We start from the raw sequence: 14,851 nt of genomic DNA, 5'->3' as shown, positions 1-14,851 counted from the left end.
CATGACCGAGCACCTGAGAATCGGCAAGAACACCATCGCCTTCGACGTGACCGGGGAGGGTCCCCTGGTCGTGCTGGCGCACGGTATCGGCGACAGCCGGCACTCCTACCGCTTCCTCGTTCCCGGCCTGGTGGCCGCCGGTTACCGGGTCGCGAACGTCGACATCCGCGGGTGCGGTGAGTCCAGCCTCGGCTGGGACGGTTACAGCCGCACCGACATCGCCGGAGACTTGGTCGCCGTCGTGCGTCACCTCGGCGGCCCGGCCGTGATCATCGGGCAGTCGATCAGCGGCGGCGCCGCGACCATCGCGGCCGCCACTGCGCCCGACGTGATCAGCGGAGTGATCGAGCTGGCTCCGTTCACCCGTGCGCAGCCGGTCGACCTGGGCGGGCTGATCCGGGTCAAGCGCTTCCGGACCGGGTACACGCGGATGGCGCAGGTCATCGTCCGGGGACGCCTGGCGGACTGGAAGAAGTACCTCGACGTGGCCTACCCGGCCAAGCCCGCCGACTGGAACAGCGAACTGGCCCGCATTGAGGCCACGCTGAGTGAGCCCGGCCGGATGAAGGCCCTGCAGGACATGTGCAAGTCCAAGCCCACCGACGCCGGCACCCAGCTCGCCCACGTCACCTGCCCGGTCCTGATCGTCGAAGGCAGCCTGGACCCCGACTGGGCAGACCCCCGCGCCGAAGGGGAGAAGATCATCGCCGACCTGCCCGCCGGCCTCGGCGAGCTGGCCGTGATCGACGGCGCCGGCCACTACCCGCACGCCCAGACCCCCGACCAGGTCCTCGCGCTGGCCCTGCCGTTCCTGGCCAAGGCGGCCGGCCGTGCCTAGGGCCGGACTCACCGCCGCAACGGTCACCGAAGCCGCCGCCGCCCTGGTCGACGAGGTCGGGTTCTACCAGCTCGGCATGGGCCTGGTCGCCGAACGGCTCGGGGTCAAGACCCCCTCGCTGTACAAGCACGTCACCGGCCAGACCGACCTCGCCCACCGGATCGCCATCCTGGCCATGAACCAGTGCGCCGACGCCATCCGCGACGCCATCCAGGGCCGGTCCGGCACCGAAGCCCTGGCCCGCGGCGCACAGGCGATGCGGACCTTCGTCAAGGACCACCACGGCCGATACGCCGCCGCCAACGCCGCCCGCCCGACCGGACCCGACGACCCCCTCATCGACGCCCTCAACCGGGTGGTCGACTCCTGGGCCGCCATGCTCCACGGCTACCACATCGACCCCGACCAGCAGATCCACGCGCTGCGGATGCTGCGCACCGTCCTGCACGGATACGCATCCCTGGAAGCAGACGGCGGGTTCCAGTTCGCCACCGACATCGACGACAGTTTCACCTGGATGATCGACTTCATCGACCACGGCCTGCAGGAGACCACGGCCACCAGCACCAACAGCGCCCTCTCCCGCAGGGCCGCGCCGGGCGTGACGCTCTGACCGCCGTGCACTGCGCTCCACGCCAGTCCCCGGCCCCACCGGCCACCGGTAGACCACCCGCTCGCCGAACCCCCGCCCCTCCCTCCCGCACCAGCCAGAAGTGGAAACCACCATGAAGCCAGTCCTCACCGCCGTTATTGACATCGACGCCACCCCGCAAGCGGTGTGGGACGTCCTCACCGACTTCGCCGCCTACGGAGAGTGGAGCACCTTCTCCGCAGCCGAGGGCACCGCTCAAGTGGGAAGCCGGCTCACGATGCGCATGCCGGGCATGACCTTCAGGCCCACGGTCACCGTCGCGACGCCCGGCCAGGAACTGCGGTGGGTCGGCACGCTCGGCATCAAGCAGCTGTTCCACGGCCAGCACTCCTTCGTCCTTTCCCCCAACCACGACGGCACCACCCGCCTGACCAACCACGAGGAATTCTCCGGCGCCCTGGTCACCCTGATCCGGCCCTTCCTCAGAACACCCAAAAAAGACGGGTACGCCGCGTTCAACACCGGCCTCAAGCAGCGGGTGGAAGTCCGCACCGAGCTCGGGCCGGGTGCGTGAGGTGCCGGTGACCGGGGTGGTCGCGGGGAGCCCGGCCCCAGCTGCTCCAACTGCTCACCTTGAGCGGAACCCGAGAGATGTTCATCAGGAGGGGAGCAGCTCGATCAACAGGGAGACGATCGGCACGAACGGCAACATCGAGGCGAGCTCGTCGCGCAGCGCCTTGGCCTCGGCCGGGATGTCCTCGGCCGACAGCGGCGGGATCACCAGCTTCCCCTGCTCGTCCAAGCGGACCGCGCCCACGTCACCCGGAGAGGCGCTCGCCAGAGTCTCCTCCAGATCGGTGAGGGCCTGGTGGAGCTGCATCCGGGCCCCCGACGGAAGAGACACGCCGATCGTCCCACCGCAAGCCCCCAACTGCCTTCAAAACAAGCGACATCACCCTCAGAACACCAAGCCACCTCCTGTACCCACCAACAAACGTCTCCCCGACTCACGTACGTAGCTACATGACTAACGTGCCTTACACGGCATCAACGCATTGACCTGTAGAGACACTTGGCAGCACTAGATAACGGTGGCCACCGCTGCAACCCCGCCGCCGGTGACGGCGATCGTCGCTGTCCCGAACACCGCGGCGAGGATCGGCGTGGACAACTGGCCGATGGGAATGGGCACGAAGGACCAGAACTCGTCTTGGGCGCCGACCCGGGAGAGCAGCCGCTCCGGAACGTGGGTGTTATTGACGGTCTCCCACACGACGGTGAAGAACTCCGAGACCACCCCCGCCACGAACGCCGCCGCAGCCAGCCAGAACGTGTTCGCGCCAGCTCCGAGCAGGATCAGCGGGATGGCGGCCATCGTCATCGAGGACAGCGCGGGCACCATCTGGCGCCGCACCGTCAGCTTCACCATCACCACAATGGCCAGCAGCGCTCCGACACCGCGGGCGCTCAGCACAAGTCCCCAGCCCGCAGCGCCGATCGTGGCGTTCGCGATCACCGGGCCCAGGATTTGCCAGACCCCCATGTTGAGGGCGTTGAAGACGGCAAAGGCCGGTGTCACCGTCCAGATCCACGGAGTGGAACTGAAGTAGCCCCAGCCTTCGCGCAGTTCGGCAAGCATCGTGGTGCCGCCCTCGGTACGCCGTGGCAGTTCAGGCAGCGACATACGCGCGAAGAATGCGGCCGCGAGAAGGAAGGAGGCGGCGTCCGCTGCGATCGCCCAGCCGCCACCCACAGAAGCGGTCAACAGGCCGGCCACGGTCGGACCAAGGATACGAGTGGCGTTCCTGACAGACGCCAGCAGGGAACTGGCCTGCTGGATGCCACGTCCCACCGCCAGATTCGACACGATGCCGCGCAATGCGGGCTTGGTCAGTCCCTGAAAGATGCCGTTGAGGGCAGCGAGCGGCAGCAGGAACGCCGGATGCTGGTGGGCCAGCAGGAGGAACGCGACGCCGACCTGTGTGAGGCGCCGGCGCCCAGACTGGTGAGACACAGCACGGTGTCGCGTCGGTAACGGTCGGCGATACCACCGCCGAGGAGGAGCATCGCGACCATCGGGACCAAGGCCGCAGTGGTGACCGCGGACAGCCAGGCCGCACTGTTGGTGACCTCCAGGACGCCGAAGGCCAGGGCGACAGGCGACATGGCGCTGCCAGCCAAGGAGATCGACTGACCCGCCAGGAACCGGCGAAAAGCCACAGAGCAGAGGGGCTGCTCGGACGCGAGGCCAGTACTGGACACCGGTAATGCGCCGATTTCAGGGACTTGAGGATCTCGATCTTCTGGCGCATCTGATGCAGGCACAAGGGGCAACCGTGCCAGCAGACGCAGGACGCCTCAAGTGGTTTAGTCGGCGCCACATTCCCGTGGCTGCATGCCGGACCCGTCACCTTGGCGGAACACGCAGCCAATGCCTCACCTCAAGCGAGACAGACGGCTCCGAGTCGTCTCGCTGAACCTGAGGTATCGCAGGTCAAGCCCTCACCCTGCCCCACCTTGAGCGAGACCGGACAGCTCTGGTTGACCCGACTGGTCAACCGGAGCGCCCAAAGGAAGTGCCGGCCGGCGCGGTCACCGGAGGCGGGGTACCACCCCGGCGTCCGGTCAGCGGGTGGCGAGGAGCTCGAGCGTGTCGATCACGCGGTTCGAGAAGCCCCACTCGTTGTCGTACCACGCGGCCACCTTGACGTGGCGGCCGTCGACGCGGGTGAGGGCCGAGTCGAAGATCGCCGAGGCGGGGTTGCCCGTGATGTCGGACGACACGAGCGGGTCCTCCGAGTACTCGAGGATGCCGGCGAGCGGCCCCTCCGCTGCGGCGCGGTACGCCGCCAGCACGTCGTCGCGCGTCACGTCGCGGGCGACGGTCGTGTTGAGTTCGACGATCGAGCCCACCGGCACCGGTACGCGGATCGAGTCGCCCGACAGCTTGCCGTCGAGGTTCGGCAGCACCAGGCCGATCGCCTTGGCGGCGCCGGTCGTGGTCGGCACGATGTTGACGCCGGCTGCTCGGGCGCGACGGGCGTCGCGGTGCGGACCGTCCTGCAGGTTCTGCTCCTGCGTGTAGGCGTGCACCGTCGTCATGAACCCGTGCTCGATACCGGCGAGTTCGTCGAGGACCGCGGCCAGCGGCGCGAGCGCGTTGGTGGTGCAGGAGGCGTTCGAGACGATCGTGTGCACGGCCGGGTCGTAGGCGTCGTTGTTGACCCCGAACGCGAGCGTGACGTCGGCGCCGTCCGACGGCGCGCTGACGAGTACCCTGCGCGTGCCCGCGTCGAGGTGGGCGCGGGCGGCCTTGGCCGAGGTGAAGCGGCCGGTGGCTTCCAGGACGATGTCGACGCCGAGTTCGGCCCACGGCAGCTGCGCCGGTTCACGCTCGGCCAGCACCGTGATCCGACGGCCGTCGACGACGAGGGCGTCCCCGTCGACGGTCACCGGGCGCCCGAGCCGGCCGGCCGTGCTGTCGTAGGCGAGCAGCCGGGCGAGAGTGGTGGGCTCCGTCAGGTCGTTGACGGCGACGATCTCGAGGGCGCTGTCGCGCTCCAGCAGTGCGCGCAGCACATTGCGGCCGATGCGGCCGAATCCGTTGATGGCGATACGAGTCATGAGTGATGTCCCTTCCTTTCACCACCAGGCTCGCCCGCGGTGCACGCCGCGGAAAGTGGCGAGATCGCCACGGTTCGAAAGGATCCCGCCATGCGGTGCCGGGCGGGTTACTCGCCCCGGGTGAAGGTGCGCCGGTACTCGCTCGGTGTGGTGCCGAGGATGCGCTGGAAGTGCAGGCGCAGGTTCGCGCCGGTGCCGAGCCCGATGTCGGCGGCGATCTGTTCGACGCTGCGCTGCGAGCGCTCGAGCAGTTCGCGGGCCAGGTCGATGCGGGCGCGCATCACCCACTGCATCGGCGTGTAGCCGGTCTCCTCGACGAAGCGCCGGGAGAACGTGCGCGGCGAGACCCCCGCCTGCCGCGCCAGTATGTCGAGGGTGAGGGGCTCGCCGAGCCGGTGCAGCGCCCACTCTCGGGTGGCGGCGAACCGCTCGCCGAGCGGCTCGGGGACGCTGCGCGGCACGTACTGGGCCTGGCCGCCGCTGCGGTAGGGGGCCGCAACCAGACGCCGGGCCGCGTGGTTGGACGCGGCCACTCCGAGGTCGCCGCGCAGGATGTGCAGGCACAGGTCGATGCCGGAGGCGGCGCCGGCCGAGGTGAGCACGCTGCCCTCGTCGACGAACAGCACGTTCTCGTCGACCTGGACGAGCGGGTGCCTGGCCACGAGTGCCCGCGTGTAGTGCCAGTGCGTCGTGGCGCGCTTGCCGTCGAGCAGGCCCGTGGCGGCGAGCGCGAAGGCGCCCGTCGAGATGGCGGCGAGCCGCGCGCCCCGGTCGTGGGCGGCGATCAGTGCGTCGACGACGGCCTGCGGCGGGTCGTCGCGGTCCGGGAACCGGTAGCCGGGGACGAAGACGATGTCGGCCCACGCAAGCGCGTCGAGGCCGTGGGCGACGTGGTACGCGAGGCCGTCGCCGCCGGTCACGAGACCGGGTGTCGCCCCGCACACCCGCACCTCGTACGGCATGCTCGCGCGGGTCGTGAAGACCTGCGCGGGAATTCCGACATCGAGCGGCTTCGCACCCTCGAGCACAAGGACGGCGACGCGATGCAGGCGGGGTGCAGGCACAGGAAGAGGTTACGTGGGCCGTGACCTCGATACGCCCACCGCGCGGACCGGGCGGACGACACACCGGCCGGGCTGTCTTCCACGTTGCAGTCCACCGCCCGTCCCATTCGGACTTCTCGACGAGTTCATCGCCGACCGCGAGGCAGCGCAAGGCAGCGCAAGGCGCATGAGTATCAGATTGGCTGAGACAGGACACCTGAGAAACGCCGAAGCCGTACCGGATTTCTGCTGTGCCCGTTCCCGCGGCCCGCACAGCGCTAGCGTCAGGCCCCATGATCGTATGGCTCAACGGTACCCACGGCGCGGGCAAGACGACGACCGGTCCACTCGTGCAGCAGCTGATCCCGGATTCACGGGTGTTCGACGCCGAGAAGGTCGGCGAGACACTCATGGACATCACTCCGGGGCTGCCCGTGACAGACAACTTCCAGCACTGGCCGCCGTGGCGGCCGCTGGTCGTCGAGACCGCCCGCCGCGTACTCGACTACACCGGCGGCACTCTGGTGATGCCCATGACGGTCCTGGTCGAGGAGTACTGGCGCGAGATCAGCACGGGCCTCGCCCAACACGCCATTCCGGTACGGCACTTCGTCCTCCACGCCGACCAGGACACCCTGCGCGGGCGCATCGAGGGGGACACTCTTCTCGGCCCCTCCCCATTCCGTCTCCAATACCTTGAGCCCTACGCCGAGGCGGCCCGCACATGGCTGCACCGCGAGGCCGAGGTCGTCGACACCACGCACCTCACGCCCGCCCAGGCCGCCCTGCGGATCGCGGAGGCCGTCAGGAGTTGAGGTCGACCGTCCGGCTGTCGGCGGCCCGGCTGTCAGTGTCGTCCTCTACCGTCGCCCACGTGACTGAGCTCTCCTACCTTGCCGCGATCCAGGAGTCGTACGACACCGTCGCCGCCGACTATGCGGAACTCGTCAAGTCCCCCGCGGAGCTGGACCCGTTGTCACGCGCGATGCTGATCGCTTTCGCCGAGGACGTGCGGGTGGCCGGTCGCGGGCCGGTCGCAGACCTTGGATGCGGGCCCGGCAAGGTCACGGCACATCTGGCAGACCTGGGGGTGCCCGCGTTCGGCGTTGATCTGTCCCCGAAGATGATCGAGCTGGCCCGACAGGCCTATCCGAGTCTGAGCTTCGCGGTGGGCTCGATGACCTCGCTGCCGATTCAGGACAACGATCTCGGCGGCATCCTGGCCTACTACTCCACCCACCACACACCGCCGGAGTCGTTGCCCCGCGTGTTCGCCGAATTCCATCGCACGCTCGCACCCGGCGGCCATCTGATGATGGCCGGCCACGTGGGAGACGACGTGCATCTACGTCCGACGCAGGCGTACGGCGGCCATCCGGTGTCCTTCGAGTCCCACCTGCTCCCGGCGGATCGGATCGTCGCGCAGCTGGGCCAAGCCGGACTCGTCGTCACCGCACGCCTGTCGCAGGAGCGCGGCGAAGGAGCGAAGAGGGCGATCGCCACCTTCCTGGCGCGGAAGCCCGATTAACCGTAAGGAAGCCCGAACAACCGTACGGAAGCCCGAACAACCGTGAGAAAGCCCTGCTGCCTCGCCCTGGCGGGAAAGTACGGGGCGCACCTGCGGCATGGGAAATCATGAAGCATGCGACCGGATGACTGGCACCTCACCGAAGACGTCGACGACTTTCTCGCCCGGGCCGGAGACTTCCTGCGCTCGCGGCCCGGCCTGCACGTCATGCCGCTCACATGGACCGCGAGACTGCGAGCACGTGGGGCGGACGCGTTCGGCTTCGAAACCCCCGTCTTCGGCCTGCTGGAGCAAGCGGGCGAGGTCCGCGCCGCCTTCTACCGTCTCCCGCCCCGCGGTCTGGGCCTCACCCCGCTCACGCCCGAGCAGGCCGACAGCCTCGCCGCCCGTCTGGCCGCCCTCGGGCACTCCCTTCCCTCCGTCGGCGCGGACCACGGCACCGCCACCGCTTTCGCCGAGGCCTGGCAGCGGCACACCGGCGCGACGCCGAAACTCCGCGACACGCGGCTCTGTCTGTACCGCCTCGGCACGCTCACCCCACCGGAGCCGCACCCGGCCGGCCGGGGCCGCCTCCTGGGCGAGCAGGACCTCGACCAAGTCATGTTCTGGTGCGGCGAGTTCGCCAAGGCCGTCGGAGAAGACGTCTCCATGGACGCCGACTCCTGGGCCGACACGCGCTTCGCGGACAAGCGCTACACGCTCTGGGAGACCCCGGACGGCACCCCCGTCTCCATCGCGGGCATGAACCCGATGATCGGCGGCCAGGTCCAGGTGGACATCGTCTACACCCCGGCCCACCTACGCGGTCGCGGCTACGCGGGCGCCGTGACGGCGGAGGTGAGCCGGGCCGCACTGGCCGCGGGCGCGAAGGACGTCGTCCTGTTCGCGGACTTGGCGAACCCCACCAGCAACGCCCTCTACCAGCGCCTCGGCTACCGCCCGCTCGCCAACTGGGCGGCATACGACTTCTCATGGGCCGCACCGGAAGCCGGTTGAGAACCAACGGACTTGCGGCGCGGGCAGCAGAACTGCCAAAGCCCGACGGGCCTACCTGGCGAGTTCGGCCTGTTCGTCGAGCCGCGTCAGCTTCTGCGGGTTTCGCACCACGTAGATCCGGGTGACCCGGCCGCCCTCCACCACGAGGCTCACCGCGGCCGGCTCGCCGTCGATCTCCACCCGGCCCGCAGGCGCGCCGTTGAGCCATACGGTCGTCGTCTCGAACGCGGTCACCACCCGGTTCGCGCGCGCGAGCAGCTTCCCCACCACTTCGGCACCGTGGATCGGAGCCCGAGCGGCGGTCACGATCCCGCCGCCATCGGCGATCAGGACCACGTCCGGCGCCATGACCTCCATCAGCTCCTGCAACTGCCCGGTTCGCAACGCGAGCAGGAACCGCTCCACCACGGCCCGCTGCTCCGACGGGCTCACCGGCACCCGCGGCCGCCGAGCCGCCACATGCTCGCGTGCCCGTCGCCCGATCTGCCGCACCGCGGCCGCGGACTTGCCCGTCGCCTCGGCGATCTCGCCGTACGGCATCGCGAAGACCTCACGCAGCACGAACACCGCCCGCTCCGTCGGCCCGAGCGTTTCGAGGACGGTCAGCATCGCGATCGAGACGCTCTCCGCGAGTTCGACGTCCTCGGCGACATCCGGGCTGGTCAGCAGCGGTTCGGGGAGCCACTCGCCGACGTATTCCTCGCGGCTGCGCGACAACGTCCGCAGCCGGTTGAGCGCCTGCCGTGTGACGATCCGGACGAGGTACGACCGAGGGTCGCGCACCTGTGCGTGGTCGACGTCGGCCCACCGCAGCCAGGATTCCTGCAGTACGTCCTCCGCGTCGGCCGCCGACCCGAGCATCTCGTAGGCGACCGTGAACAGCAGGCTGCGATGGGCGACGAACGGGTCCTGGGTCATGCCGTCGACGCTACCGGGGACTTCTCAGAACGCGCGGCCAGCGGAATCTCGCACGCCGCGGAGAAGCCCTGCGACTCGACCCCGAGCGCCGTGTTGCTCCTGGTCACGAAGTTGGCGAAGGAGACGAACGCCGTGAGCTCGACCAGCGCCGCCGGGCCCAGCCGGTCGAGCAGCCGCGCGGACAGCTCGTCGGTGACGGTCGGCGGCGTGTTCGTCATGGCCTCGGCGTACTCCATCACGTCCCGCTCCAGCGGCGTGAACACCTCCGACTCCCGCCAGCGCGGCACCTGGCTCGCCTTGGCCAGGTCCAACTTCTTGTTCTGCGCCTGGAAGTAGCCGACGTCGAGGCAGAAGCCACAGCCGACCTGTGCCGCGACGGCCATGTGCGCGAACGACTTGAGGCTCTCGTCGGCCGCATCCCACGCGCCCACCTTGCCCCCGAGCTCCAGGGAGAACTCGGCGACCTTGGGGTTGTGCCACGTCACCTCGACGGGCTCGGGTACGACCCCGAACTGCTTGATCATGCCTTCGCCGAGCTCGGTGGGGATCTCCGCCTTCGGAACGCGTAGCACCATGGTGTCCTCCTTGGATGTCTTGTCTGTCTGCCTGTTCGGCATGAAGACACCGCCCCGCCCGCGAATGTGACATCGCCACCGCGCATGGATCGTCGGCCCGCCGACGAAGGACAGGGCAGGGCAGGTTGTCGCCTGCCGCGGGCCTGGAGGTGGCCGTGGACCGGTTCACCGAGGCCGTACGCCTTCGGGCCCGCCGGGTCGTCGATCGTCGACGCGTTTCTCGCGGCTCTGGCCGACCGCCACCCCGAACTCGCCCCGGTCCTGGACAGGCTGCGCGACGAGCACGAACGGATCGCGGCACTGACCGAGGAGTTGCGCCGGGTCGTCGGCGAGCGGCACCCGGACCCGGCCCGCGTGCTCCCGGAGGTGGTGCGGCTCACGGAGGAGCTGGAAGCCCATCTGACGTACGAGGAAGAGCGGTTGATCCCGATCCTGGACGCGGCCACCGCGCGCTGAACCACCGCCCGCCGAACCACTGCCCACCCCCCTGGCGGCCGACGCAGGCGCCGCTGCCCCGGTAGTCGTCGGGTCACCAGGGCAGCGGACGCGCGTGCACCACGTCCAGCCGTGACACCGCCCGGGTCAGCACCACGTACAGCCGGTGCAGCCCCCGCGCCTCCGCCGCCACGACGGCCGCCGGTTCGACGGCCACCACATGGTCGTACTCAAGCCCTTTGGCGAGGGTGGCGGGCAGCACCGTGACGCGCGCGCCCGGTGCGTCCGGCCCGGCGGCCTCGATCCCCGCGGCGCCGAGCGCCTCCCGCACCCGTACGACATCCGGGTCGGCCGCGATGACGCCGATGGACCCCTCGTGCGCGAGCGCGCCGCGCACCGCGTCGACGGTGGCGGGCAGGACGTCCCGGGCGTCGGGAACCGCGCGGACCGTCAGCTCCCCGTCCCGGCGCAGTGACCGGGCCGGGGGTACGCGCACGTCGAGCTGTGCCAGCAGCCGGTTGGCGAGTGCGACGACGGCCGCCGGCACCCGGAAGCCGGTCGTCAGCGGCACCACCGCCGCGTCCGGCTTCCCCAGGTGCCCGAGCAGTTCGCTCCACTCCCGGGCCGCCCACGGTGTCGTGCCCTGCGCGAGGTCCCCGAGCACCGTCAGCGATCCGAAGACCGCCCGGCGCGCGATCGCCCGGCATTCCATCGGCGACAGGTCCTGCGCCTCGTCGACGACCACATGGCCGTACCCGTCCGGGTGTTCGATCAGCCCGGAGATCTCGTCGAGGAGGACGAGATCGGCGGCCGACCACCGCGCCGACTTGTACGAGCGCGGCGGCTTCGCCCACAGGATCGCCTTCTGCTCGTCGCCGTCCAGGATCCCCCCGGCCGCGGCCGCCAGCGCGTCGGCGTCGGTGAGGAGCCGGGTGAGCAGTTCCTCCGGGCGCACCCTGGGCCACACCGCGTCGACATACGCGCCGACCGGCCGTGCCCGCGAGATCTTCTGCACCCAGGCGTTCGTGACCGGCGTCGGCCCTGACGGTCGTACCCGACGCCGTGGACCTGCGCACCGCGGCGGCCCTGGTCCACGACGGCCTCACCGCCGCCGGCCTGCTCGAACTGACCGCCGTGGGCCCCACCGACCGCGTTCTGGTCCTGGGCGCCTCCGGCGGCATGGGTACCGTGCTCGTCCAACTGGCCCACGAGCGCGGGGCGCGGGTGGTCGGAGTCGCCCGGGGAGACGCCAAGCGCGCTCTGGTGCGGAAGTTGGGGGCGGACGAGGTGGTGGACGCCCGCCGGGACGACTGGGTGTCCGCCGCCCGCCGGGCGCTCGGCGGGGCGGTCGAGGGGGCGGAGGTCGTCCTGGACGGGGTGGGCGGCGAGCTGGGGGCCGCCGCTCTGTCGTTGGCGGTGGACGGCGGCCGTTTCTCGGCGCACGGGGCGGCGTCGGGTGGTTTCTCCCCCGTCGACACGGCGGAGGCCGACCGCCGGGGGATCAAGCTCTTCGGCATCGGTGACGTGCAGTTCGGCCCCGCCGACCTGCACCGCTTCACATCCGAGGCCTTCGCCGAGGCCGCGGCGGGACGGCTGCGGCCGGTGATCGGTGAGGTGTTTCCGCTGGAACGGGCCGGGGACGCGCATGCGGCGATCGAGGGACGGGGGTTGGTGGGGAAGGTGGTGTTGGAGGTGTGAGAGGGGCTCAAGACGTGGTCGCTCGGCCGGGCGCCACGCGATGTCTCCTTGCGGTACTCGCACTCCGCCGCCACGCGCCCCACCCCCGGTGGTGAGGCGCTCCGCGATCCCGGACAGTGTCCGGTCGTACTCCTGACACCTGGGCACCTGGGCACCAGGGCACCTGGGCACCTGGGCACCTGGGCACCTGGGCACGCGTCGGCGGCAGGTCAGAAATCCGCGGGGACCCCGGCTGTCCTTCGGCCTCCGTAGTCACCGTGCGGCAGCGCACGGGCGAGATAGGGGTTCGCCGTCGTTTTGCCGGGCAGTCCCAGCGCCGCCATGGCCTCGGCCAGGGTCATGGCGTAGGTGTCCACGGCCCGGCGGACGTTGGGGGCGTCGAGACTGTCACCGGTCACGAGACGGTCGAGGTCCACATAGGCCGAGCGAACGACTTCTATCCATCGGTACACGCGCCAGTCCTCGCGCCAGCCCTTGGTGCACTCCTCCGGCAGCAGACGAGCCCAGCGGGAGAACAGACGGTCGCGGATCTCGGGACGGGTGGGAGTGAGGTGCATGTGGCGGACCAGGTCGTACAGCGGATCGCCGACGATCGCCATCTCCCAGTCGATGAGGACCAGACCGCCGCTCTCCCGACGGACGAGGTTCCAAGGGTTGAGATCGCCGTGCAGCAACACGGGCCTGCGGGGGACCAGGCTGTGGCGGTCGAGGATCTCGCCGAGACGGTAGCCGTTGGGCAGCCCCAGTTCCACCGTCAGGTCCCTGGTCGCCTTGGGGAGTTCGTTCACCATACGGACCAGTTCGTTGCGAAGTCCCCGGTAGAAATCCAACCCGTTCGCCTCGTCCAGCGCTTCACAGTCGACGGAGGTCAGCGCTCCGAGCTGATCCACGAGATCGTCCGCCTCGTGCGGGCGGAGCCCGTAGGTGGGGTGGTCCGGTGGCCGGAAGCCGTCCGCCGGCCCTTCGTAGGAATGGACGGCGAACTGTTCCTTCAGGCCGCTGGTACCCAGGGCCAGCACCCTCGGGGCGCGTACGGAAACGTTTGCCCGCTCGATGGCACCCAGGACGGCGTGCTCGTTGAGGAGTCGGCGCTCCCGCGTGTTCGCCGCCCCGACCTTCCTCCGGACCATGACGGGGAAGGGGACACCCGGCACCCTCACCGCCGTATTGAGATGGGCCGTTCCCTTGAACACCCGGTCGGCGGAGGCGGCGCCCTCCTCGCACAGCGCCCGGCTCACGGCCGCCGCGGGAAACCGGGGATGCGGAGGGACTCGACGGTCGCTTTCCCAGACGATCCGCGAGGGGGACCTGGGCTCGTTGCGCCGGCCCCCGTGGGACTCGTTCCACCGGAAGAGAATGCGCTCGATCGCGGCCTCGTCCGGCACGCTCATGAGCCGCAACGGTTCCTCGGCCGCCCGCAGGGCCCGATGCACGGCCTGTGTCGCGGTGTCCAACCGTTGCTGATCGACGGAGTCGCCCAGCGACATGGCGGCCCGGATCACGTCCGGGTAGACCGATTGGGCCTTCTCGAAGTCCACGTAGTGCTTCAGATCGCGCTCAAGCCCTTGCACGGCCTTGGGACGTCGACGGCCCATGACCTCGTGCCAGACCTCGATCACGTGGGACCACTGGTACCTGGGGTACTGCATCCGCACCAGGTGCGTGGCGAGGTCGTGCAGGGGATCGCCGTAGCTCGCCAGCTCCCAGTCGACGCAGATCAGGGGCGGATCGCCGTCGTAGGAGACGATCACGTTGTCCCGGTGCAGGTCGGTGTGGAGCAGGCTGAAGGGGCGGCCGGCGAGCGCCGGCACCCGCGCCGCGAACCGCACCAGGGCGTCCTCGGGGATGCCCAGCATCGCGAACAGCCCGCCGAAGTCGGCCCAGTTGCGCTGCCGGATCTGCTCGTCCGCGGCCGACGCCAGCGCCCGCAGAAAGGCCCTGCTGTCCCGGTTGGAGCGCGGCCAGGAGGCCGGTAGCGCGGGCAGGTGCTGCCGGCGCACCCGTGTCATGTCCGCGAGGAGATCCGCGAGCGCGACGATCAGGCTGGACTCCACCGGACTGCCGTTGGGGCAGATACGCGACAGCGGTACGCCCTCCACATGGCTGAGGATGGTCACATCACCGCGCTCGACCAGGCAGCGCGGAACGTGCGGCAGCGCACCCCGGATCGCATTGAGGATCTTCGCCTCGTCCTGCCAGGTCCTGATGACCACGGGCAGCGCCGAGGGAATCCGTTCCCGTACCCTCACCGGCGCCCCGTCGTCGCACGCCACCAGTCGGGAGTCGTCCGCCGTGAGCGGCCTCACCATGTAGTTCACGTTGTGGTGGCCGCGGCCGAACGATCCGAGCGTCCTGGCGTAGCGCACGAAGTCGCGGTACGCCGTGTCCGCCGCCTTCTCCGGGGCCGGCGGACCGGGCGGGCCGGGCGGACCGGGCGGACCGGGCATCGGCGGAACGCCCACGGGTCACTCCTGAATAACTGTGCGTTGTCGCCGATGTTCATGCACCGCGACTGGGGTGAGCACACCCTAGTGCCCACCCGTGAGCACAGCTGAGTCCTCTGGGAAATCAGCGTGTACTTGAGCAAGAGTTGTACCTCGCGAG

The 14,851-nt window shown here is 70.0% G+C and carries 15 protein-coding genes and 1 pseudogene; 8 read left to right on the top strand and 8 right to left on the bottom strand.

From position 1 onward, the window contains the following. Position 1 precedes the first annotated feature (1 nt). From RV986_RS28340 to RV986_RS28330, 3 genes are all read left to right on the top strand, one after another. A complete protein-coding gene (locus RV986_RS28340; protein ID WP_475920084.1) occupies positions 2 to 838 on the top strand; it encodes an alpha/beta fold hydrolase in 837 nt (278 codons plus the stop codon). Next, positions 831 to 1,451: a TetR-like C-terminal domain-containing protein gene (locus tag RV986_RS28335; protein ID WP_475920083.1), complete on the top strand. Its 621-nt coding sequence runs from the start codon at positions 831 to 833 to the stop codon at positions 1,449 to 1,451. The genes RV986_RS28340 and RV986_RS28335 overlap by 8 nt, the downstream gene beginning before the upstream one ends. 112 nt (positions 1,452 to 1,563) lie before the next feature. Further along, positions 1,564 to 2,004: an SRPBCC family protein gene (locus RV986_RS28330; protein ID WP_393077153.1), complete on the top strand. Its 441-nt coding sequence runs from the start codon at positions 1,564 to 1,566 to the stop codon at positions 2,002 to 2,004. 84 nt (positions 2,005 to 2,088) lie between these two features. Here the strand turns inward: RV986_RS28330 and RV986_RS28325 are convergent, their stop codons facing one another. From RV986_RS28325 to RV986_RS28310, 4 genes are all read right to left on the bottom strand, one after another. After that, complete coding sequence (locus RV986_RS28325; protein WP_475920082.1) at positions 2,089 to 2,310, bottom strand: hypothetical protein; 222 nt, start codon at positions 2,308 to 2,310, stop codon at positions 2,089 to 2,091. Positions 2,311 to 2,511: 201 nt separating this feature from the next. Further along, positions 2,512 to 3,444 (bottom strand): MFS transporter, encoded by a 933-nt coding sequence (locus RV986_RS28320; RefSeq protein ID WP_475920081.1) that lies wholly within the window; start codon positions 3,442 to 3,444, stop codon positions 2,512 to 2,514. A 611-nt stretch (positions 3,445 to 4,055) separates the two neighbouring features. After that, positions 4,056 to 5,054 carry a type I glyceraldehyde-3-phosphate dehydrogenase gene (gap, locus tag RV986_RS28315; protein WP_475920080.1) on the bottom strand — a complete coding sequence of 333 codons (999 nt, stop codon included), beginning with the start codon at positions 5,052 to 5,054 and terminating at the stop codon, positions 4,056 to 4,058. Positions 5,055 to 5,161: 107 nt separating this feature from the next. Further along, positions 5,162 to 6,118 carry a GlxA family transcriptional regulator gene (locus RV986_RS28310; RefSeq protein WP_475920079.1) on the bottom strand — a complete coding sequence of 319 codons (957 nt, stop codon included), beginning with the start codon at positions 6,116 to 6,118 and terminating at the stop codon, positions 5,162 to 5,164. A 272-nt stretch (positions 6,119 to 6,390) separates the two neighbouring features. Here RV986_RS28310 and RV986_RS28305 point away from each other — a divergent pair, with 272 nt between their 5' ends. The 3 genes from RV986_RS28305 (at position 6,391) to RV986_RS28295 (ending at position 8,621) form a co-directional block, all read left to right on the top strand. Next, the gene (locus RV986_RS28305) at positions 6,391 to 6,912 is read left to right on the top strand and encodes a nucleoside/nucleotide kinase family protein (protein ID WP_475920078.1); all 522 of its coding nucleotides are present in this window, start codon (positions 6,391 to 6,393) and stop codon (positions 6,910 to 6,912) included. A 59-nt stretch (positions 6,913 to 6,971) separates the two neighbouring features. Then, entirely contained in the window at positions 6,972 to 7,625 is a 654-nt protein-coding gene (locus RV986_RS28300; protein ID WP_475920077.1) for a class I SAM-dependent methyltransferase, read from the top strand. A 114-nt stretch (positions 7,626 to 7,739) separates the two neighbouring features. Continuing rightward, positions 7,740 to 8,621: a GNAT family N-acetyltransferase gene (locus tag RV986_RS28295; protein ID WP_475920076.1), complete on the top strand. Its 882-nt coding sequence runs from the start codon at positions 7,740 to 7,742 to the stop codon at positions 8,619 to 8,621. A 51-nt stretch (positions 8,622 to 8,672) separates the two neighbouring features. Here the strand turns inward: RV986_RS28295 and RV986_RS28290 are convergent, their stop codons facing one another. Together RV986_RS28290 and RV986_RS28285 are read right to left on the bottom strand one after the other, a co-directional pair. Continuing rightward, positions 8,673 to 9,539: an RNA polymerase sigma-70 factor gene (locus tag RV986_RS28290; RefSeq protein ID WP_475920075.1), complete on the bottom strand. Its 867-nt coding sequence runs from the start codon at positions 9,537 to 9,539 to the stop codon at positions 8,673 to 8,675. Beyond that, positions 9,536 to 10,114 (bottom strand): carboxymuconolactone decarboxylase family protein, encoded by a 579-nt coding sequence (locus tag RV986_RS28285; protein ID WP_475920074.1) that lies wholly within the window; start codon positions 10,112 to 10,114, stop codon positions 9,536 to 9,538. Before RV986_RS28285 ends, RV986_RS28290 begins: the two co-directional genes overlap by 4 nt. 84 nt (positions 10,115 to 10,198) lie before the next feature. On the opposite strand from RV986_RS28285, the gene RV986_RS28280 reads away from it, so the two are divergent. Further along, positions 10,199 to 10,570 (top strand): hemerythrin domain-containing protein, encoded by a 372-nt coding sequence (locus RV986_RS28280; protein WP_475920073.1) that lies wholly within the window; start codon positions 10,199 to 10,201, stop codon positions 10,568 to 10,570. Positions 10,571 to 10,643: 73 nt separating this feature from the next. Here RV986_RS28280 and RV986_RS28275 read toward each other — a convergent pair. Further along, positions 10,644 to 11,582 (bottom strand): annotated as a pseudogene (locus RV986_RS28275) (helicase domain-containing protein); the annotation flags it as partial. A 29-nt stretch (positions 11,583 to 11,611) separates the two neighbouring features. Here RV986_RS28275 and RV986_RS28270 point away from each other — a divergent pair. Next, on the top strand, positions 11,612 to 12,247 hold the full coding sequence (locus RV986_RS28270) for a zinc-binding dehydrogenase (protein ID WP_475920072.1): 636 nt from the start codon (positions 11,612 to 11,614) through the stop codon (positions 12,245 to 12,247). A 209-nt stretch (positions 12,248 to 12,456) separates the two neighbouring features. On the opposite strand, the gene RV986_RS28265 is transcribed toward RV986_RS28270, so the two are convergent. Beyond that, on the bottom strand, positions 12,457 to 14,694 hold the full coding sequence (locus RV986_RS28265; RefSeq protein ID WP_475924461.1) for a phosphotransferase family protein: 2,238 nt from the start codon (positions 14,692 to 14,694) through the stop codon (positions 12,457 to 12,459). Positions 14,695 to 14,851 lie beyond the last annotated feature (157 nt).

It is taken from the genome of Streptomyces sp. RLA012 (genome assembly GCF_056270325.1).
This window is presented reverse-complemented; position numbering and strand designations above follow the sequence as displayed.